The 20,205-nt window shown below is 41.4% G+C and carries 23 protein-coding genes and 1 tRNA gene; 11 read left to right on the top strand and 13 right to left on the bottom strand.

The window, feature by feature from the left end:
• Positions 1-58: 58 nt before the first annotated feature.
• Entirely contained in the window at positions 59-880 is an 822-nt protein-coding gene (locus tag Q6344_12260) for a hypothetical protein (protein WLG13360.1), read from the top strand.
• A gap of 22 nt (positions 881-902) precedes the next feature.
• On the opposite strand, the gene Q6344_12255 is transcribed toward Q6344_12260, so the two are convergent.
• The 5 genes from Q6344_12255 to Q6344_12235 form a co-directional block, all read right to left on the bottom strand.
• Complete coding sequence (locus Q6344_12255) at positions 903-1,649, bottom strand: glutathione S-transferase family protein (protein ID WLG13359.1); 747 nt, start codon at positions 1,647-1,649, stop codon at positions 903-905.
• A gap of 153 nt (positions 1,650-1,802) precedes the next feature.
• Positions 1,803-2,135 (bottom strand): TIGR01244 family sulfur transferase, encoded by a 333-nt coding sequence (locus tag Q6344_12250; GenBank protein ID WLG13358.1) that lies wholly within the window; start codon positions 2,133-2,135, stop codon positions 1,803-1,805.
• Positions 2,136-2,215: 80 nt separating this feature from the next.
• A complete protein-coding gene (locus Q6344_12245) occupies positions 2,216-2,542 on the bottom strand; it encodes a sulfur transferase domain-containing protein (protein ID WLG13357.1) in 327 nt (108 codons plus the stop codon).
• Positions 2,543-2,759: 217 nt separating this feature from the next.
• Positions 2,760-4,469 carry a SulP family inorganic anion transporter gene (locus Q6344_12240; protein ID WLG13356.1) on the bottom strand — a complete coding sequence of 570 codons (1,710 nt, stop codon included), beginning with the start codon at positions 4,467-4,469 and terminating at the stop codon, positions 2,760-2,762.
• 238 nt (positions 4,470-4,707) lie between these two features.
• Positions 4,708-4,998 (bottom strand): metalloregulator ArsR/SmtB family transcription factor, encoded by a 291-nt coding sequence (locus Q6344_12235; protein WLG15214.1) that lies wholly within the window; start codon positions 4,996-4,998, stop codon positions 4,708-4,710.
• A 357-nt stretch (positions 4,999-5,355) separates the two neighbouring features.
• Here Q6344_12235 and Q6344_12230 point away from each other — a divergent pair, with 357 nt between their 5' ends.
• From Q6344_12230 to Q6344_12215, 4 genes are all read left to right on the top strand, one after another.
• Positions 5,356-6,228, top strand: coding sequence for an MBL fold metallo-hydrolase (locus Q6344_12230; GenBank protein ID WLG13355.1), 873 nt, complete (start codon positions 5,356-5,358; stop codon positions 6,226-6,228).
• A gap of 166 nt (positions 6,229-6,394) precedes the next feature.
• Positions 6,395-6,577, top strand: a complete 183-nt coding sequence (locus tag Q6344_12225; protein ID WLG13354.1) for a DUF2892 domain-containing protein — start codon at positions 6,395-6,397, stop codon at positions 6,575-6,577.
• 97 nt (positions 6,578-6,674) lie between these two features.
• Complete coding sequence (trxC, locus tag Q6344_12220) at positions 6,675-7,112, top strand: thioredoxin TrxC (protein ID WLG13353.1); 438 nt, start codon at positions 6,675-6,677, stop codon at positions 7,110-7,112.
• A gap of 232 nt (positions 7,113-7,344) precedes the next feature.
• Positions 7,345-8,097, top strand: coding sequence for an IS5 family transposase (locus Q6344_12215; GenBank protein ID WLG13352.1), 753 nt, complete (start codon positions 7,345-7,347; stop codon positions 8,095-8,097).
• 35 nt (positions 8,098-8,132) lie between these two features.
• Here the strand turns inward: Q6344_12215 and Q6344_12210 are convergent, their stop codons facing one another.
• The 4 genes from Q6344_12210 to Q6344_12195 all read right to left on the bottom strand — a co-directional run bounded on the left by Q6344_12210 (position 8,133) and on the right by Q6344_12195 (position 10,622).
• Positions 8,133-8,534, bottom strand: a complete 402-nt coding sequence (locus tag Q6344_12210; GenBank protein ID WLG13351.1) for a hypothetical protein — start codon at positions 8,532-8,534, stop codon at positions 8,133-8,135.
• A gap of 147 nt (positions 8,535-8,681) precedes the next feature.
• Positions 8,682-9,041, bottom strand: coding sequence for a SirB2 family protein (locus Q6344_12205; GenBank protein WLG13350.1), 360 nt, complete (start codon positions 9,039-9,041; stop codon positions 8,682-8,684).
• Between the two features lie 92 nt (positions 9,042-9,133).
• Positions 9,134-9,457 carry a BolA family protein gene (locus Q6344_12200; protein ID WLG13349.1) on the bottom strand — a complete coding sequence of 108 codons (324 nt, stop codon included), beginning with the start codon at positions 9,455-9,457 and terminating at the stop codon, positions 9,134-9,136.
• 352 nt (positions 9,458-9,809) lie between these two features.
• A complete protein-coding gene (locus Q6344_12195; GenBank protein WLG13348.1) occupies positions 9,810-10,622 on the bottom strand; it encodes a M48 family metallopeptidase in 813 nt (270 codons plus the stop codon).
• A 638-nt stretch (positions 10,623-11,260) separates the two neighbouring features.
• On the opposite strand from Q6344_12195, the gene Q6344_12190 reads away from it, so the two are divergent.
• Positions 11,261-11,335 (top strand) — tRNA-Gly (locus Q6344_12190).
• Positions 11,336-11,624: 289 nt separating this feature from the next.
• Positions 11,625-12,416 (top strand): glucose 1-dehydrogenase, encoded by a 792-nt coding sequence (locus tag Q6344_12185; GenBank protein WLG13347.1) that lies wholly within the window; start codon positions 11,625-11,627, stop codon positions 12,414-12,416.
• A 212-nt stretch (positions 12,417-12,628) separates the two neighbouring features.
• Here the strand turns inward: Q6344_12185 and Q6344_12180 are convergent, their stop codons facing one another.
• Complete coding sequence (locus Q6344_12180) at positions 12,629-13,867, bottom strand: amidohydrolase family protein (protein ID WLG13346.1); 1,239 nt, start codon at positions 13,865-13,867, stop codon at positions 12,629-12,631.
• A 432-nt stretch (positions 13,868-14,299) separates the two neighbouring features.
• On the opposite strand from Q6344_12180, the gene Q6344_12175 reads away from it, so the two are divergent.
• From Q6344_12175 to Q6344_12160, 4 genes are all read left to right on the top strand, one after another.
• Entirely contained in the window at positions 14,300-14,659 is a 360-nt protein-coding gene (locus Q6344_12175; protein ID WLG13345.1) for a hypothetical protein, read from the top strand.
• A gap of 188 nt (positions 14,660-14,847) precedes the next feature.
• Positions 14,848-15,573, top strand: coding sequence for a BLUF domain-containing protein (locus Q6344_12170; protein WLG13344.1), 726 nt, complete (start codon positions 14,848-14,850; stop codon positions 15,571-15,573).
• A 4-nt stretch (positions 15,574-15,577) separates the two neighbouring features.
• Positions 15,578-16,111 carry a hypothetical protein gene (locus Q6344_12165; protein ID WLG13343.1) on the top strand — a complete coding sequence of 178 codons (534 nt, stop codon included), beginning with the start codon at positions 15,578-15,580 and terminating at the stop codon, positions 16,109-16,111.
• A gap of 8 nt (positions 16,112-16,119) precedes the next feature.
• Positions 16,120-16,536: a hypothetical protein gene (locus Q6344_12160; protein WLG13342.1), complete on the top strand. Its 417-nt coding sequence runs from the start codon at positions 16,120-16,122 to the stop codon at positions 16,534-16,536.
• Positions 16,537-17,401: 865 nt separating this feature from the next.
• On the opposite strand, the gene Q6344_12155 is transcribed toward Q6344_12160, so the two are convergent.
• The 3 genes from Q6344_12155 to nadR all read right to left on the bottom strand — a co-directional run bounded on the left by Q6344_12155 (position 17,402) and on the right by nadR (position 19,941).
• The gene (locus tag Q6344_12155; protein WLG13341.1) at positions 17,402-17,869 is read right to left on the bottom strand and encodes a DUF962 domain-containing protein; all 468 of its coding nucleotides are present in this window, start codon (positions 17,867-17,869) and stop codon (positions 17,402-17,404) included.
• A gap of 195 nt (positions 17,870-18,064) precedes the next feature.
• Positions 18,065-18,796, bottom strand: coding sequence for a nicotinamide riboside transporter PnuC (pnuC, locus tag Q6344_12150; protein ID WLG13340.1), 732 nt, complete (start codon positions 18,794-18,796; stop codon positions 18,065-18,067).
• 104 nt (positions 18,797-18,900) lie between these two features.
• A complete protein-coding gene (gene nadR, locus Q6344_12145) occupies positions 18,901-19,941 on the bottom strand; it encodes a multifunctional transcriptional regulator/nicotinamide-nucleotide adenylyltransferase/ribosylnicotinamide kinase NadR (protein ID WLG13339.1) in 1,041 nt (346 codons plus the stop codon).
• Positions 19,942-20,205: the final 264 nt, after the last annotated feature.

Raw genomic sequence — 20,205 nt, 5'->3', positions numbered from 1 at the left:
TCGTGTTTCATAAAAATGAACGATAAAAATTTTGAGAGCTTCAAAGGAAGTATTTAAGATGTTCAAATCTAATTTAGGATTACTCAGCTTAAGAAAACTAACGTTCCTTATTACAGTCACATTAATATGCGGTACAGCCTCTGCTGTTGATAGCGTGATAGATATCCTCAAGCAGTACTATCCGCTTTATAACGAAGCATTACAGTGTCATGGTGTCATTGCACCTTCTGGTTCTGTGAATGGTTTAACTAAAGGGCCTTATATGACGGGCTATTGCATAGATATTGATAGGCAAAAGGTCATAGAGACGGATAAAGGTAAACGCTTATATATATTAATTACAGGTGATGTTGGCTTTGATGAAGATGGTGAAGAAGTTTTACGTGGTCATGCCGATAGTGGTTTAGTCGGTATGTTTGTTTTAAAGCCTAAGGGTGAAGGCTGGCAAGTTGAGTCGGCCAATCCTTATATGAATGCAGGCAGTAATGGTCTTGGTTTAGGTGATTGGGATTTAGAACAGTTTGCGACAAATACGTGGGGCTTTATAAATGAGCATGGTGATACGCATCAAGGTTATTACAGTGATAGTCTTGTCATATTGACACCTAGTGGCAGCGGTATTACACAGAGTTGGATAGGTATTAATTTTAATAACGAAAATGCGGGGAAATGCGAAGACGATATGTCAGAGTGTGATGATGTCAAAGCTACTTTTACTGTTGATAGCAGTAGGGTAGTCAATGGGTTTTATCCTTTGGAACTAACCATCAATGGGCGGACAAAAGGTAAGGTATATGCTGATTTTGTTTATCGTATTCATTATCAAAAAGACAAAGGTTATATAGAGCCTAATGATTATCCTTTAAAAGATAACTACTAAGCTCGTTTCCAATGATTCACTTTTAATCAGCCAACACCCCAACCACCGACAGTATCTCACCTGCTTCATCTTCTTTAATTACGCGAGTTTCTTCAAGTGCTGCCTCTCGCCAAGCCTGTAGATAAGGATCGTTTAATATCGTCTCACAATACTGTTTGGTCGTTGATTTCAATACTATGCCAGAGGCATCGGCATACGTTTGCAAACGTAGAATAACTGGTGCGAAAAAAGCATCGGCAGCTGTAAATGAGCCAAACAAGTAGCTGTCTGTTGCGCGATTTTTTAAACAATCCGCAAAAATATCTTCTATCCGAGCGATATCATTTAAGCATGCGTTACTTGGTTGTATCTTCGCCGTCGCTCGAATATTCATCGGCATCTCACTACGAATGCCTGTTAAACCTGAGTGCATCTCAGCGACGATACTTTGGCAATAGGCGCTATTTATTCTGGTGCTAGTATCACTCTTAGCATCAGTATCAGACTTCTTCAATCCTGTCCAAAGATCTAATTCTGCCAAATAATCATTGGCATGAATGGCAATCGCTAAAGTATCCCAGACCGTGACTTTTTCATCATCTTGACCATAGACTAAAACTGGCACTTTGCCTGTTGGCGCATGCTCATCGAGAATGGCTGTCGCGGATGGATGAAACAGCTCAATCAGTTGCTCGTCAAAGTCAATATTGAAAGCTTTGAGTAATAGCCAAGCTCGTAATGACCATGACGAATAGTTTTTATTGCCGATGATGAGTAGCGGTTTTTGCATCATAAAATCCTATTGAGCTGTATAAGTAGTATTTTATTATGTGCTCAATATTAAAAATTAACCAGTCTATAGTTTAGTAATTCCAATAAAAAACGCCCCTCCAAAATTTGGACGGGCGTTTTTTCAGAAGTAGTAATTATATTTAAACCACTATCAGTCGTCTAATAAATCCATACGCTTTGCCGCTTCATAAATACCTGTTGAGCGGTTGCCAGTACGGCAAAAAATTAGCATTGGCTGTTCAGCTTGATTAAAGAAACCAGCAAATTCTTCGACATGGTTTTGATTAAGCTCACTACCAGCGAAAGACACTTCTTTATAAGCAAGCCCTGCTTTTTTAGCAGCAGCTTCAATCTCAGCGCTGGTCGGTTGGTTCGGCTCTTCACCATCTGGACGGTTGTTAATAATGGTTTTAAAACCATTTTCAGCAATCATAGGTACTTGATCAGGGGTGATTTGTCCGGTAATACTAATTTGATGGCTCATAAGAGCTCCTTTTTATTTTTTAGCGTAAAAACGAAACTTTTGCGCTTGGATTAAAATATTTCAATAAGGTATAGCGGTTTTTACAACAAACCTTGCATCAATGCGCTTTGATATAACAATTTAGCACGTGCACCTGTCCCGCAAAACATCAATATCGGTTTAGGCATCGAGCGATAAAACGCCGCAAACTGCTCGACAGTCGCCATGCTCAAACGCTCATCATCAAACGGTAAATGATGATAAGTAAGGTTGGCTTTTGCCGTCGCACTGGTAAAGTCGCCGCTATTGGGCTGCGTTTCTGTCTCGGCATCAGGACGAATATTGAGCACGGAGCGGTAGCCAAGCTCAGCAATCTTGGTGCATTGGCTTGGATAAATTTGCTTATAAATGGTTAAATTATCGGTCATAAGTAGCTTCGATCGCGTATATTAAAAGACGTTTGGAGGTATAGTATTGTAGCTAAGCGCCATTTTATAAAGGCTGTACTTTAGGTATCTCTTCTAAAGGCTGTATTTTTTAAGGGCTTATACCAATTTAGCATAACACAGCTTTTATCATATCTATATTTTGTCACAGCATAATAATAAGTATGCTTGATTGAGCAACATATGTCTCACAGACCGATTAGACATCCTTTAGCGCATTTACCGCATCCATCGTGCTTAAATAAACTTGACCTGAGAGGTTAGTAATGACCGGAGTATGCTCGATGATGTCCATTACTGGCCCTTTAATAAAGCTAAAGTTTAAATGTTTATTTTGGTTCAACAGCTCTTGATTAAGACTGATAAGCATCTCTTGTCCGGTCAGGTCAATGTGATTGACCGCTGACATAATAAGAATAATCTCATGCGCTTCTGGATATTGCTGAGTGGCTTTTATGACCCTACGATGGACGGATTCACTATTGCCAAAAAATAAGCTCTCATCGATACGCAGCATCAATAAATTTCTAAAAGTCACCACATCGTGACGGTTTATATTACGAAAATGCCCTGTGCCAGCTAGCTGACCAACCACAGCGACGTGCGGTTTACTCGATTGCCAAATGAGGCTAGCAAATGACACCATCAAACCAATCACCAAGCCAGTATTTAATCCAAATATCAATACGCCGATGAATGCCGCCAAAAAGCTGGCCGCATCTAGGCGGTCGCGTTGCCATGCCGACTTCAAGGTTGCCATATCAATGAGACCGATGATCGATGCCATGATGGTTGCACCCAATAAAGCGTAGGGCAGTGGTGCGAGTACATTGCCAAAAGCGATTAAAGCAGCAATCATGACCAGCACAGTTACTAAACTTGCAACTGGTGTTTTGGCCCCTGAGTCGGCATTGATAGCGGTGCGCGAAAAGCCGCCAGCGACGGTAAAGCCTTGAAAAAAGCCACCTGCCATATTGGCAAGCCCCAGTCCAGTCAGCTCACTATTGGCGTTAAAAGTCTCACCGCGCAGGCGTGCATAGTTGCTGGCGACGGAGCTGCTAGAGACAAAGATAATCAATGCCATCAAACCTGCGCTAGGTAATAGATTCAGTGCTTCATCGAAGTCTGGTACATAGGGCAGGGTAAAGGATGGTAAGCCTTGTGGAATACTACCAATCGTAGCCACGCCGTTCGTGGTCCAGTGTAAGCTGATGCTCAAAACAATCGCAATACCGAGCAAAATAAGCGGAAATAGTCGCTCAGCCCATTTGGCATAAGACACTGATAACCAAGATTTCCATAGCCATTTGCTACCGTAGCGATTGGTCGCCAACAGTGCAAAAGCAATGACGCCAATAACTAAGGTTAGTGGATGTAGCTGGCGCGCATACATTTGCATGCTTGATAGATAACCGATTAAGTTATTTCCCGCAATCGGAATCGCAGTCAGATACTTAAGCTGACTGACAAAAATCAATACGGCTGCACCACTGATAAAGCCTGCTGAAACGCCGCGACTAATAAACTGCATAATCCAGCCAAGCTTGAGCCGTCCTGCTAGCCATAACATCGTACCAACCATCAATGACAGCAAACTTGCCATCAATATATACTGCTGAGAGCCCTCTGTAGCATAAGGGTGCAGACTGCTGGCGGTCATAATCGCTGTAATAGCGACAGGCCCTACTGCTTGCACATTACTCGAGCCTATCCATGCATAGACCAGCACGGGAACGATGGCCGCGTAGAGTCCATAGACGGGTGGTAATCCTGCCAATACCGCATAACCTAAGCTTTGCGGAATGACGAGCACCCCAACCACCAACCCAGCAATAACATCAGTTGGCAGGGCAGATAGCTGGTATTGACGCAACCAAGCAGGAATCAGACGAGCGGTGATAGAAGGCATAGCAATATGTCATCACAATATATAGTCTATCCTATATAAATCAGATACGGTGTCAGCCTCGCTTAGTCTACTATTGGTAGTACTTTCGCTTGCTTCCCTTGTATCTAAACTATATTGAACCGACTATAGTAGAAAAAATTGAATAAAAGAAAAGGTTAAATACAGCCAAGCGCTAAATTCATAAAGTTATGCTGAAAAATGACGCTAACAAGTGATGCTAAAAACGCAAGCCAACAAACTAGCTATCAGTTTTGGCACAAAAGCGTTCATACAATAAATGTAACACCGCCAAGGCATCGTCACTGGCAATACTATAATAGATTTGCTTGCCTTCGCGGCGGGTCGTCACCAGCGCATCTTTGCGTAGAATACCAAGCTGCTGTGACAAGCTTGGCTGACCAACACCGACTAAGCTTTCGAGCTCGCTGACGCAATATTCTCCTTGAGTCAGCTGACATAAGAGTAATAAGCGATCCGGATGTGAAAGCGACTTTAATAATTGGCTGGCTTGCATGGACGCTTGCTGCATTTGCTCAGCAAGGTCTTTAGGGGCAAAGTCTGCTACGCTAGATGACGCATCATCAATGCTGGTAGTCGAGGTGCTCAATGCTGAAGTAGAAGTAGTCAGAGCAAGCTCCTTATATAAGACATAATAAAAAATTTAGGATTAATAGCTAAGATAAGATTAATTATCAATGATATTGCCACGGATAGCAAGTTATCATTATTTACATTATATAAATTGATAAAATGTTAAATCGTTGCTATATTGGTATGCATCGTTGATAAATATGTGGCGGTCAATACGATAAGCAGAAGCTGGCGCATATTATACTGAACAATTTATCAAAAAATAAAATATTCATCTAAAAGCCAAGAGGTAGCCATGCAAGTTCATTCATTCTTACATAGCGACACAGAAACTTATACTCACGTACTCGCAGACGTTCAGCAACAAGTCTGTGCCATCATCGATCCTGTATTGGATTTTGATGCTAAGTCAGGGCGCACGAGTACTACTAGCGTCGATGAGGTGGTTAAGTTCGTCCGCGAGCATGGTTGGGAGCTGGTTTACATCATAGAGACTCATGCGCATGCTGACCATATATCCGCCGCGATACATGTCAAAGACGTACTTGGCGGGCAGTTGGTAATCGGTCAACATATCACCGAAGTGCAAAAAATATTTAAGCAAATATTCAACTTTGATACCAGCTTTCGCACCGATGCCAGCCAGTTCGATATTCTAACGGATGAGGGCGATACTTTGGCGCTTGGCAATATTACTATTACGGTCATGTATGTACCGGGTCATACGCCGGCAGATATGGCCTATATTGCTACTGATGATGAAAAGACCGTGGTCTTTGTTGGTGATACTTTATTTGCTCCTGATGTCGGGACGGCTCGCTGTGACTTTCCAGGTGGGGATGCCAAGACGCTGTACCACTCAATCAAGAAGCTCCTTGCGCTCCCTGAAGATACGATAATATATCTGTGCCATGATTACCCAAGCAAGGGTCGCCAGCACTGTCCAACCACGACTGTCGCTGCACAGAAACTGGGCAATATCCATGTCAAAGATGGCATCAATGAAGCAGAGTTTGTGCAAATGCGTGAGCGCCGCGATGCCACTCTTGACATGCCGCGTCTCATTATTCCATCGGTACAAGTAAACATCGATGCAGGTCATTTCCCAGAGCCAGAAGACAATGGTACCCGTTATCTCAAAGTACCGATTAATGTACTTGGGCAATAAGACAGATATCAGGATAAGTAGACATCAGAATAAGCAAATATTATAAACATGTATCACGTTACGTAAGCACAATACGAGTATAAGCCATCATAATGCTAGTCTTTACCGTAAACACATGGCTATATTACTCCTCTACCATTGAGCCTTCACACTTAAGGATTGAACCATGGAAATTAATATCGGCAGTACTGAGCGTTTACTACGTATTATCGCGGGTGTCGTGATTATCGGCTTGGGTTTGTATTTTCAAAGCTGGTGGGGCGTGATTGGCTTAGTGCCTTTACTCACAGGACTCTTCCGCTTTTGTCCTTTGTATAAAATGCTTGGGATGAATACCTGCAAGCGTTAAACAGTCGCTAGATTTATTGTCATAAATACATAATCAGGCATGGGTATTGGATACTTTGATTGACCAATACCCATGCTACTTGCATAGGAGTCTTATAATGAGTGAGCAAAACTCTCATCTGGTCTGCCCACATTGTCAGGCAACCAACCGCATACCAGCAGCCAAACTTAGTGCTGCGCCAAATTGTGGCAAATGTGGTCAGCCGTTATTAACGGGTAGCCCTCATGAACTAAACGCCCAAACGGTTCGTAAAGTCATTCAAAAAAATGAGGTCTTGACCATCGTTGATTTTTGGGCGAGTTGGTGTCAGCCGTGTCTCATGATGGCACCGCAGTTTAAAGCCGCAGCGGCGCGACTGCCACAAGTAGTGTTTGCCAAAATACAAACCGATAAATATGAGCAAGCGGCGGCACCTTATAATATTCGCAGTTTGCCAACCATGGTGGCTTTTAAAAATGGTAGAGAGATAGCACGGCAGTCAGGTGCGTTACCTAGCGACCAAATTGTCCAGTGGGTACAAAGCTTACATTCTTGAGTTTTAACGGATTATGATTATAAAAAAGCCAGTATGCTTATTGCATGCTGGCTTTTTTATAACAAATACTATCTAAAGTCATCAAAGGATTGAACAGTTAAATATTACTTATCAAACTTAACTTATTAAATATAATCTATTAGGGCGTGTTGAACATTGGGAATAAAACGATGGCAAAAAAATAGCAAACGGTTAGTCTTTAAGTTCTCACACAAAAAAGACCTCGTTTGCTATGCCTCGTACAATGCTCAAAGATCAACACTGGACAAGACTAAGACCTATATTACTAGAACTTAATATCTATGACAAAGGAAATCTTAGACAAACAGTCGAAGGCGTATTATATCGTATGCGTGTTGGCTGTCCTTGGCGTGATCTGCCACCTTACTTTGGTAAGCCTAATACCGTCTACAAGGCTTATCAGCGCTGGTTTCGTAGCAATAAACTGATTGCACTGTTCGCTTTATTAATTAAAGACTCAGACTGTGAATGGGTATTTATCGATGGCACACACATTAAAGCGCATCAGCACAGTAATGGTAGCAATGAGGTGGAACAAGCCATTAGTAAAAGTGTGGCAGGACGCGCCACCAAGATTCATTTAGCGGTTGATGCTCACGGTAATCCTATTACTTTTATCTTATCAGATGGCACGACTCACGATGTAAAGGTAGCACCAGATTTAGTGGATAAGATTAATTTAAGTGGTACAGACATGCTATGTGCCGATAAGGGCTATGATTCTGATCCGCTGCGAGACCATATTGAACAAGCGGGTTGCTTCAATAATATTCCTAGAAAACAGAATACTAAGTTCACCAATAACCATATGGACTGGCACTTGTACAAGGCTCGGCACTTAGTAGAAAATGCTTTTGCTAAGTTAAAAAACTACAGGGCGGTTGCAACTAGATTTGATAAGCTCAAACAAAGTTATGAGAACACAGTGGCTCTCGCTTGTGCCTATATCTGGCTGAAATTATGAATGTTCAACACGCCCTAAATATAACCTATCATACATTACTCGCCATAAATCTTGACACCATTGGCAAAGCTACAACGCTGAATGCGGGCGGATTGAATGATGGCATCACGCTCGCCATAGAGTCGTGATAATTTTGCATCGCGTGCCTTGGTATTGTTGCTTTTGCCAACGCCAAAACTAATATTAGGGGAGATGCCCCAACGTCCCGCAGAAACCCCAACCCCGACACCTGAGGCGGATAAAGTTGATTGCTCGTTGCGCGCCGCATCGACATAGCGATTGACGCGGGTATATTCTTGACTAAGGGCTTGGCAATCGTAACTTTGATACGTGCTTGGCGGCACATATTGTGGCGTGACATTACCCGTCGAGGCACAGCCTGAGAGACCAAAAATGCCAGCTGTCGCCAGTAGTGTCGCTGCAGTAAGAGTTTTCATAGTGGCTCCATTAGGCTAGGTTAAGGCGATTGTATTTATGTAAGATAGCAAAAATAATGGGATTAAGATATTGAAAATATAGCAATTATTAAATATTTTCAATGCTGGTAATATAAGTATTTGTGCAATCAAAATGTTATATGTTTATTAAAATAAGTTACCAGGTTTAGCAAAGGCTAGTACCACAATGCCCACATATGCCGCTCCAGCAATAAGAATACCGGTCTTTCTTTGACTAGATGTGGCGTTGTTATTAAACGCTTTAATACTGGCACTGATAGCCGCAACGAGTAAGATTACTTTTGCAAATACCCATTGTATGGGTGCATTGGCACTCATCAGCTGCATTAGCATGACTGCCCCTGACACAATAATGAGGGCATAGAGAATGTGCGAAGAGATTTTAACCACGCGTGGCGCTTGCTTGTTTGAGCTTAATACCAAATAGCTCTGATATAAAAACAGGGCAATGAGCAATACAGCCATGAGCATGTGTAGATGTTTCATGAGATATTATTTCCTTTAAAGGTGCAGTTTCAGCGCTTACTGGTTACATATAATTATGGTATGGAAAACACTATCTTCGCAATAGTTCGTTATTAGCCCTTGTTTTGTCCGGCACATAACGGACTATCAGGGCTTTGACCTTGCCATTCTATTGGGGTGTAAGCATGAATCGCTAAAGCATGGATTTGACCGCCTTGCGAGGTTAATAAGGAGTTTGCCAGTCCATATACAAGCTGATGGCGTGCGACCAATCTTTTGCCTTTAAAAGCATCACTAACAATCGTAAGCTTAAAATGGCTTTCTTTACCATCAAAATAACCAGAATGATTCATTGACTCATTCAACAATTCTATATGTTGCGGCTGCAACGCTTGTAGCTCAGCATTGAGCGCATCAGCGGTCGGTGTTTTACTCATAATAATCTTTCCATATATTTTGCCTAATAGTACTTGGCGGTATCATACTTAGCAATTTGTGAATTGCAAATAATGCCCATTATAGCAGACGCTATTAGCGGTAAAACCTGCTATTAAGCTGCGTGTGCCTGTAAGCGATTACACTTTTGAGCAATCCTGTTTCTAAAAAATATAGCAATGAAAGATATTCTTTTTAACATACTGTCTTTAATGACGATAAATAATAGCCAGTCATGGCAAGTAGCGGTACCTGTTAGCTATCAGCATAAAAAAGCAGAGCACAATTGATAACCTGTACTCTGCTTTTATAAGTAACAACCATTTACTCAAAGCATGAAATCAAACCACTTCATTAGCGACGCGCTTTTTGATAAAGCGGCATCACTTTAGGCATTAAAGACTGCAATTGAGCAATACGGTTGCTGCTGGTCGGGTGAGTGCTTAAGAACTGCGGTGGCTCACCTTGACTCGCGCTTTGCATTTTTTGCCATAAGGTAACTGCTGCTTGCGGATTATAGCCAGCACGTGCCATTAACTCTAGACCAATTTGATCGGCTTCAGCTTCTTGTGTGCGACTGTGCGGACGGCTAAGACCCAAATCACCAGCAACGTTGGCTAGCTCAGCCTGACCTTGTGACAGTCCAAAGATGCTAGCAGCCACGCCGATACCAGTCTGTGTGGCATATTGGCGCGATAGGCGTTCACGTGAGTGCTCACGCAGCGCATGTGACATCTCATGACCCATAATAGCCGCAATCTCGTCATCGGTGAGATTCAGGCGGTCAATGATACCCGAGTAAAACATGATTTTGCCACCCGGCACCACAAAGGCATTCAGCTCATTAGATTTGATCGTATGAACTTCCCATTGCCATTTCGCCGCATCTGGACGGTAGACGCCGACCTGACCGACCAAACGATTAGCGATGTTCTTTAAGCGATTAAGCTGAGCCTTATTGGTATCTAGTACGCCGCGCGCTTTTGCTTCTTGCAACGTTTTGGCATAACTCTGTGCAGACAGCTGCAAAACTTGCTCACTAGAAACCAGTAATAGCTGCTGACGGTCAACGCCAACGGCACCAGTACTGGTGGTGCTGGTACAACCTGTCAGTGCTAGTGCCGACAATGAAGCGGCCATCACGGTGCTGGTCAGTAATTTTTTCATAATAAACATCCTCGCTGTAAATGATAAAAAATAAAATAAAACAAAGCGGCTATTAATAATAAAGCGGTTGTCGTGAAAGTGATTATCGTTCAAATGACTCGTATTAAATTTTTTGTGGAATAAAGAGTTAAAGCAGCAAGTAAGGCAATTTTTTATTAATGTTCTACCTATGCTTGCTACTTCACCTCAACAGTAAAATTTTACCCGAACTGTCATTAGGCATAAGTATAATAATGTTACTAAGGCAAAACCAATGCAGGAAAAGTAACAATACAGCGTAGGATTGTAAGTGAGAGGGACGTTGACACCAACAAATCTATTTTTCGCGACTAACGTCTATAAACTTGATAGGCGGCATAAATATCAGTCAAAAAATAGTCTCATAGGCGATGAGATACTACCTACAAGGACAGAGCTTTAGATTTCTAACATTATTCTGAAAAATAACTGATATTATTTTAAATAAATAATTATCGCTAAATCAATTATTTATGATGACTACATTAATAAATAGCGAGTTAAAGACATAATATTGGAAATAAACGTTAAAAATGAGGTTGACAGGATTGGAATATCTGATAGAATAGCCAGCCTATCGAGACGGAGTTGTTGTTAACAACACTACAATTCGATAATCAGCGGGAATAGCTCAGTGGTAGAGCATAACCTTGCCAAGGTTGGGGTCGAGAGTTCGAATCTCTTTTCCCGCTCCAAATATGGCTTGAAAAAGCATCAAAGCCTCACTTCATTGTGAGGCTTTTTTTTGTCCTGATTTTAAGGGTTGTCATTGTTTCTTAAGAATATTTCGATGACATTCCAAGTTACTATCGACGGAATTAACGACATAGATTACTAAAAGTTGCAGCGCCGAAACTAAGTTACAAAAGGTGGTCAATTTGACACATTAGGCTCAGTTCAATCATGCATAATTATATAGATCGTTTAAACGAATATAACAACAAATAATCCATCTATAAACAATGATGATAATAAGGAATAATTATGCAAGAATTCAAACATAGAGCATTTAATGAATTATTTGATCTGTCAGGAAAAACCGCAATTGTGACGGGCGGTGCAAATGGCATTGGTAAAGCAACGGCGCTACGTCTAGCACAAGCTGGGGCAAATATCGCTATTGCTGATTTAAAACTAGAAGATGCAAAGGCTGCGGTCAAGGATATCGAAGTGTATGGTGTAAAAGGCTTGGCAGTCGAATGTAATATCTTAAAAGATGAAGATTTGGTCGCTATGGTAGACAAGGTCGTCGCTGAATTTGGCACGGTCAATATTTTAATCAATAATGCTGGTGGTGGCGGCGGTGGTCGTGAAAACCCAGCCACAGCATCGGTCGATGATATTCGTCGTGATTTTGAGTTGAATGTTTTTAGTGGCTGGCGCTTGTCTCAATTATGCGTGCCACACATGAAAGCGTCGGGTTATGGCTCGATTGTATTTACCACTTCGATGTCGAGTATCAATAAAAGCCCGAACATGAGTGGTTATGCAGGATCAAAAGCGGCTGTCAATCATATGGTGGCGAACTTGGCACATGATTTTGGCCCTGAGGTACGCGTCAATGCGGTTGGCCCTGGTGCCACGCGTACTGATGCGTTAAAAACTGTACTAACACCAGAAATCGAAAAGAAAATGCTAGAGCATACGCCGATTCAACGTTTGGGTGAAGCCGATGATATCGCTGGTGCTATGCTGTATTTTGCCGCACCACTGTCTGAGTGGGTCAGTGGTCAAACTATATTTGTGAATGGCGGCGGTGTGCAAACCTTGGACTAAGCTTATCTGCATATGAAAGTATTTAAACCATGATGTTAAAGCTATAGTAAATAGTAAAAAAACCGTTATGAAAAGCGTCATTCAACGTATAGTTGGGTGACGCTTTTATCGTTTTAAGCCTATGTTTTATGATAAAGATAATGGCGCATTGATAGGCTGTATCTTTCAATTGACTGAATGTGCTCAATTAATGAGTATTCAAGTAACTCAAGTTATTCAAAGCAAATATGAGCGACCTCATTGCAAAAAGTTTGCTTGCCATTCTTAAAGCCTGCGATGGCTTGTGAATTAATTCTAATCGCTTCTACCGCGTCTTTCGCTTCTAATATGACTAGGGTAGCCGGTGCTCGTACTTTAATCTCCGTTTGCCGTGACAAAAGCTTCGCTGCATTTTTGCTAATCATATCGAATACCTCCGCTATCTGCTCATCTTTTGCTAATTGAGTGATATTGGCATACATATTTGCCATTCTAATCAGTGAGGCATCACCGTAAGGCGTGAAAGCATTTAAAATATTATTACTAGAAATAGTCGTATTGATGCCCATTGCTAATAGCTCATTGGCGTTGACCATGCCTCTAGGAATGAGCGCCTCGTAATCACGTCCATTCAAAAATATGTCGGTGGCTGGTAACACCGTCAAGGTAATGTCAGCGAATTTCAGTAACGCAGCCATTTCTATACGTTTGTCTTTGTCCATCGCTGACAGTTTAGTCACATGACCAATAGACACGCGACCTTGATAATGGCGCTTGATGGTTTCTTCAACCAATTTTGGAATGCTCGAGCCTTGTGGATCCAGATCAAAATCTAAATGAAAATCAACATCGACGTCAAACTGCTCAGCCAAGTCAAACACCATTTCAATATGCTTGTGAGGATGTTCATCTTTGTATGGACATCCGCCAACCAAATCAGCTCCTTGTGACAATGCCAGTTTTAGTAGCTCATAAGTATGCAGGTCATTGCTCAATCCTGATTGCGCAAAGGCGCAAATCTCTATATCGATGGCAAATGCATAGGTATCGCGGGCTTTTTTGATGGCATTAAAGGCACGCATCTCTGTTTTTGAATCTGTTTCAACAAAGGTGCGCAGACCAACGGTGCCTTTTTTAATCGCCATCTCAATCACTCGTGAAGCACGATTAAACACATCTACTTCCGTAAAATCCTTTTTAGCCTTACCTGTTTCTTCAACAGCCTCGTTTAAATCACCTTGCTCTATAGTACAGCGATCAAGGATGCAGGCTTTATCAAGGTGAATGTGGCTCTCATAGAATCCTGCACAGACAAAGTAACCTTTAGCATCGTAAATTGCTTTTGGCGCATCATCATGTTCAGTTTTTTCCGAAATGTCGTCAATACTCTCAATATAAGAGCCGTTTATACTGATATTGACCAAGTTTTTATGATTGGGTAATTGGGCATTTTTTATAAGTAAATCGGGCATCATTTTTCCTTATTTGTTTGCTTGGAATGACTCAACGGTTAATGGCATTTTAGTGTCAAGAGTGGGGGTTTTAAACTTTAAATCCGCATGACTATTCGATGTTTTTATTTTTTCCTACCCAACGGTCGTTTTTTGTTCATGAGTGGTTAGGGGCAAGCGTCATCGAGTCTAATATATGGAATATAATGACCACCGCTACGGTATGTATACTTTGTTTATAAATAGACTATATCGTTTTTACCAAAAAACATACTTAGTTATTGATATTTTATTGTTATAATTATCTTATAAGTTTTGAGTGTGAGTTAAGATATACTAATAATAAAAAAGAGTAAATAATAAGCTAAATTTAGCTTCATAGCTTGAAACTACGAAGGCATTTCTGCGATGGAATGACTTCATGTAAATACAATCAGATAAATAGGAAAAAGTATGTCAAATATCGATGAGTCGTTACAAGAATTAATGAATCTTGATGGTGCAATGGGTGGCTGTATCGTCGACTATATGTCAGGCATGGTACTTGGTATGGCTGGCGGCGGCGTTGACTTAGAACTTGCAGCAGCAGGTAACTCGCAAGTGGTAAAGGCGAAAGTAGCAACGATGAAGTCATTAGATATCAAAGGTGAAATCGAAGATATGTTGATCACCTTGGAGTCTCAATTGCATATCATTCGTCCTACAGCCAAGCATGAAGACTTGTTTATTTATTTGGTGCTTGATAAATCAAAAGCCAATCTTGCATTAGCCCGCCGTAAGGTACAAGCGGTAGAAAATAAACTAGAGGTATAATTCGGTTGGTCGTGTTCAAAAAATGAGTGATTTATCAAACTCTCCTTGTTGCTTATCGCGCCTTAAATAAGACAAGAGTGGCAACAAGGTCAAATTCGTTATGTACGTACTGTACATAGCGAATTATTATTTTATAGGCAGTGGTAACAACTTAACGAGCGTGAGCCGTTTTATCAAGTGGTGGCAAAATGAAGTGTATTGCGTACGTCAGTAGAGTGCCTATCAGTGATCGTACTATTCGAATGCCTACTGGGTTATCAGACATCGTTAGCGTCTCTCGTAAGCATAATCCAAAATCGCAAATTACGGGTATCATCTCTTACCGTGAAGGTCAGTATCTGCAAGTGCTAGAAGGCCCTTATTTGGAAGTAGACAAGTTAATGAGTAAGATAGCTTCCGATCCTAGACATGAAGATCTTTGGGTGTTTTTGGATGTGCGCGTGATCAAACGCAGCTTTAATAATTGGGCTGTGAGCGTGTTTGATTTTGTGGATCAAGGCAACTTTTTTAATGCGTTCATTGAGAACAATAGCGCTGTGTTAAACAGCTTTGATGAGTCTCAACAAAGACGTATTCAACCGTTTATTGATATAAAAAAATCTGATACGGTGCCTGAAAAGTATTATGAAGGTAAGGATTTAAGATTGCTGGCATGGCCTGATCTCAACAATGAAAGCCAGCCGCAGATGATGAACCTGTGTATCAAATTGACTAAAAAGCCTTATTCGTTTAATGCACTAGCGGACAGTGGTGATTTTGGCAGCCATCATCAAGTCACACAGATTATCAGAGAGTTTGATCGTTTAGGTTTATTGAGTGTCACAGAGGCAGCACCGATACATGAGCAAACCGTAAATGAGAAAAAGCCTAACAAATTCTATGGTGCGATCAAAAAATTCTTAGGAATGAGGTAAAAAATTGAATTATCAGAAGCTAGCAATCATTGGTGAAGTAGGTGCTGGAAAAACTCGGTTGGTCAAAACTCTAAGCGAGATAAGCCCCATCGAAACAGAAGCAAAATCTAGTATTGATATCGGTAAAGAGTACACGACAGTCGGCATCGATTATGGGCGCATCACTCTGTTTGACGATATGGCACTAGGTATTTACGGTGTGCCAGGTCAAGAGCGTTTTTCTTTTTTATGGGAGTTCGTCAATCAGTCGCTATGGGGATTGCTCATTTTGATTAGATATGGCGAGACACCCGATTATGCCAATTTAGATAAGCTGTTACACTTTTTTGCGCCAGAAAAAAATCAGACCACGTGTATCATTGGTATCACTCATTGCGAGGATGCTGACAAAGATAGCCTTTCAGCACTGGGACAAGAAATAAGAGTGATGTTGATGCAGCATAATGTGGTGGCACCCGTGCTCCATACAGATCCTAGAAATAGAGAGTCCGCTGTGTCTCTGTTGTCATTATTTAATACCCTTAATAATCAAGACTAATGCCAGATATGACTATGTTAAAAGAAAAATTAGACGAAAAATCACCAGCAAAAATAGCGTTATTAAGCCATATGAAAGCATTGTGTGACGCCAATAGAGAAGTCATATTGGTTAGCTTATGCACCACAGATGGCTTTCCCATTAGTTGCTTTTCGATCAGTGAATTGAGCAATCAAACGGACAAGTTTGCGGCGATGAGTAGCACGCTATCAGCGCTGAGCGATTCATCCGCGAGTCAAATGAAGCAGGGCAAGTGCGACATCACTATCGTCGAAGCCACTGCTGGGAATATGCTATTTGTCAAAACTGACTATATTGGTAAACCTTGTGTATTGACCGTGGTAGCGCAGAATAAGATGGCACTAGCAGAAGCAAGATATAAGACCAAAAAATTGATTGGTGTCATTTCTGCTATCACTGAGTAAGGCGCATAAGTAACTAAGATTGCTGGATTCGGTAGGCTATAAGCGATAATTCAACGTGATAGACATGTGATATTATTTGCGTGATCAAATATCGACACTGTATTCAGGTATCGACCTTGTATAAAGGTAATGCCCTGACCTTTGACGACCATATCTACCAAAAACGCACCATTAGTGGCATTAATTTTGGCATGAGTCGTGTGGTTGTGCCTTCTGCGTCGGTCAGCTATAGGTTGCTTCTTTTGCCCAGACCATATTGTAAAAACTCATGATTTCTCAAATCTGCTAGCGTCTCAAGTAATCCCATCCTGCTCAGATAACCGGGACTGGCACAGAGCGAATAACGAGTCAGCGCCAGCCGTTTTGTTTGGTCGCTGGAATCTTGCAGCTCTTAAGGCGAACGGCGAGCTCATACCCTTTTTCGATTAAATCAATGTCGATCAGAAAAACCCAACTCAACGTTTAGGACGGGACAGCAGTGCTGTATCTATCGGTGATGGCGCGTAATGAAGAACTTCTACAGTACGTTACGTAGAGGCTTGTCACGTATTAACTATCGGGCGAATAGGCTGAATTTATGCTGTTGGCTCTATTCTAAAATGAATGGTTCGATTTTGAAGTAAACGGTTCTGCTGTGGCTATTTGACGCTATATTTACAGTATTATTGTTCTGAAAGTTAGAGTAATTAATTACAGTCAATAATTTTTTTTGAGAGCTTATTTTTTATAACTTGTTCTTTGATAGCGTAATATACAAAGCACCACTTAACGGATTGTTGAGCGGTGCTTTTTTGAGTCAAGATATCAGTTTTAGATAGTGGTTTTTTAGGTACTAATTCTAACGGTACTGAGCTTAAAGATACTATCAAGGATAAATAGTTAGGCTTGGCCTTTTTTTACGACCCATCAAGCTATTAGCTACCCATGCTGGACCAATTAATAAGAATTGTAAGTCTTCAAAAAATGAGGGTTTTTTGCCTTCAATTTTATGACCGATGAACTGTCCAATCCAAGCAACCACAAAAATAGCCGCCCAAACCTTAAAGCCCCATGGTAATAATGCCATCACTGACAAACAAATAAGAATAAATATTCCCATCGCCAAGAATAACGGCGTGGATAGACGCATATAAAACAACAATACCAACGCGCTAAGTACCAAGGTAAACCAGACTGATAGCGACATGCCCATGCCTAACAGGCTGACAAATATAGTAGGAACGCATAGCCAATGGATTTTTTTATTGACTAGGTTTTGATGACTGACAGAATATTCACTAAGCCATTGCTCAAGTGTGCGTTTAGACAGGCGTTTTTGCTGAGTACGAGACATACTAACCTCCGTGTTAGTAGATGAATTGAAAAATCTCTCCTATCAGTTGTAGCACTAATTGAGCCAGTCCACCACATTATCTGATAGACGGCACAGTCAAAACCTATAGCGCTATCAATATATTTGTCAATATCTGCGAGCTCTTCGATTTTATTCTTTTGAGATATCAGCGCTTATGACCATACAAGATAACCGTTAACCTTGTTCACTGCGCTGCCATTCATACAAACCAATAAAAGCGTTTATTTGATATATCATGGTTTGAATGGCAAAAATGTAATTGCCCGACATTAGATTGACGATGAGCCAGACAAAGTTAACGATAATCCATAACCACCAGTTAAATGAATAGCGCAAAATCATTGCGGCTTGTGCAGTGATGGAGAGGACAAAAGCAATGACGTTGATCCAAAAGAAGGAGATAAATCCTAGGAATTTACTATTATCATTTTCAACCACTGCATAGCCATAGCTGGCGAGTAAATTATTTACCGTGGGGAAAAGTGCGAGACCAATAATAATAAAGGCGGCGGTAATTAACCAAACTGCTTTGCTCGCCGCCTTTGGTATCATGTCGCCATCAGGATCGGTATGTTTTGACCAATAAAAAATACCGTAGACATGGGTGAAAAAGTTGAAAAGTGGCGCGAGCATCAAACCGACTGCACCAGACGTCGCCTGCACGACGACTTCTCCCGCAGTCGCTGCCATTCCCAGCCCGTTGCCCATGACGTTTTTGCGAAATGATAGCGAAACCACACAGACCAAACCAACGAAAGACACGCCCAAATAAAACATATCAAGTGTGGTGTGTTCTGTCGTGAGCCAAAAACCTGCGGATAAGGCTATTACCCCGCAAATGAACCAAGTGACAATCCATTGCATCGCCCACTTTCCAGTAATATTATCTAATAGCTGAATACGCATAAAGCCTTTTTCCTTAAAGTATTAAAACTACAATGGGTGCTTATCTTATTTTTTAATATCCTATTATTTTTGTATTCTTGCCATCGCTATTTTTACCATGTCGTCTATCTGCCATAAACATACTGATCGATAAGCAGCAGCGCTTGCTGATAGCGCGCATCGTAATCTGGCTGATCAACCATGTGTGGTTTGATATCATGACGAGCAAAAATATCGACGAGACGTCGCTCAAAGCGTCCACGTGCCTCAGGCGTGCCCAATGAGCGCATGCCATCATCAATCCACGGCGTATTGTTATCCAGCATAATGGTATGATCTAAGCGAAACTCATCGATACAAGCCGCCACAAAAGGATGGCTGCGACCTTCATATTCTTCACAAAATGCTTGAGTGGTCACAAAATCGGTATCAACGATGGTGACAGGAGCGGTCGCATTAGCCGCCGCGTCTCTTATAGCTTGAGCATGCTGAAGGGCAATCGGACCATAGTCATTGTATTGTAGACCGACTTCACTACCGCCCAAATCAGTGCCGACATATAAGCGTCCCATCTCTAAAGCAAAGCTGGCGCCATAATAATTGGCCAGTTTATGCACCAATGTGGTCTTACCTGAGCTTTCACCGCCAACAATTGCCACCGTTTTGGTATAGTCGCCGCGCGCTTGGGGATGAATAGCTGACCAATGCGCGACTGGATTACGAGCGATGGAATAAGAGTCAAACTCAGGCTGTAGCGGGGTCGTGACGACTGGTATCGATAATCGCTCATAGACATCACTCTGCGCCAATGGGTGGTTTTCTGCGACAAACAATACTGTATCTGTTGGTAAGTCGAGCGCTGTCGTTAATCGTTGTAGTTTGGCATTGCTGGCGGGAATGTCGATTGTCACATCGACGAAGCTATCATGTAGCGGCAGCTCAATCTCATGAGTGGTATGAATCTGGATAAATGGCAAATCAGCACACGCCATCTGTAGCCAACGTGCTTTGTCTTGCAAAGTAATGTCAAAGTCTGGATGCGGTGCTGGATGCGCCATAATGATAATATGCAAGGTTTTCGCTTGTCCTGCCGCAGCCAATATACTGCGCATTTGACCTAAATGTAGTGGCTCAAAATGTCCAATCATCAATCCTGACTCGTACATAGCTTTCCTTAATTTTTATTTATTCTTAATTGCACTAATTTTATAGATAGACTTCTAGAATATCTGTTATTTACCAGCATGTTATAAAGGTTTAAGGCGATTTACAGGTAGGTTATTGTAAAGGGGTGTTTTTTTATACGACTTTTTTCTGATAAAAATATGACCAAGTTATTAATTTAACTGTGATTGTTTGACTATCTCACCATTTCTGAAGTTCCATCTACACAATATCTATGTGCTGAAAATGGCTAAATATTGGATTTG

It is taken from the genome of Psychrobacter cibarius (assembly GCA_030686115.1).
In the GTDB taxonomy this organism is placed as follows: domain Bacteria; phylum Pseudomonadota; class Gammaproteobacteria; order Pseudomonadales; family Moraxellaceae; genus Psychrobacter; species Psychrobacter cibarius_C.
This window is presented reverse-complemented; position numbering and strand designations above follow the sequence as displayed.